Source organism: Pseudoxanthomonas sp. UTMC 1351 (assembly GCF_040948865.1).
Taxonomy (GTDB): domain Bacteria; phylum Pseudomonadota; class Gammaproteobacteria; order Xanthomonadales; family Xanthomonadaceae; genus Pseudoxanthomonas_A.
In genome coordinates, this window is sequence record NZ_JAVGJT010000062.1 from 1 (window position 1) to 471 (window position 471).

Consider the following 471-nt stretch of genomic DNA (forward strand, 5'->3'; position numbering starts at 1 on the left):
TGCGTTCCAGACCAACATCCTGGCGCTCAACGCCGCGGTGGAAGCGGCCCGTGCCGGCGAACAAGGCCGCGGCTTTGCCGTGGTCGCCTCGGAAGTGCGCACCCTGGCGCAGCGTTCGGCGAACGCGGCCAAGGAGATCAAGGGCCTGATCGAGAACTCGGTGGACAAGGTGGCCGATGGTTCGGCGCTGGTGAACAAGGCCGGCCAGACCATGGGCGAGATCGTCGCCAGCGTGCAGCGCGTGACCGACATCATGGCCGAGATCAGTGCCGCTTCGCAGGAACAAAGCGCCGGCATCGAGCAGGTCAACCAGACCATCACCCAGATGGACGAGACGACCCAGCAGAACGCCGCGCTGGTGGAAGAAGCCTCGGCCGCCGCACGCAGCATGGAAGAGCAAGCGGCTGAGCTGGCGCAGACGGTGGCGGTGTTTCAGCTGGCGCATGCCAGTTCACCGGTCAAGCCGGCGCC

The 471-nt window shown here is 66.7% G+C and carries 1 protein-coding gene; it reads left to right on the top strand.

Annotated elements, in window-relative coordinates; translation table 11 throughout:
- A partial coding sequence (locus tag AB6O04_RS20535; protein ID WP_368566279.1) for a methyl-accepting chemotaxis protein occupies nucleotides 1-471 on the top strand: 471 nt, incomplete at both ends.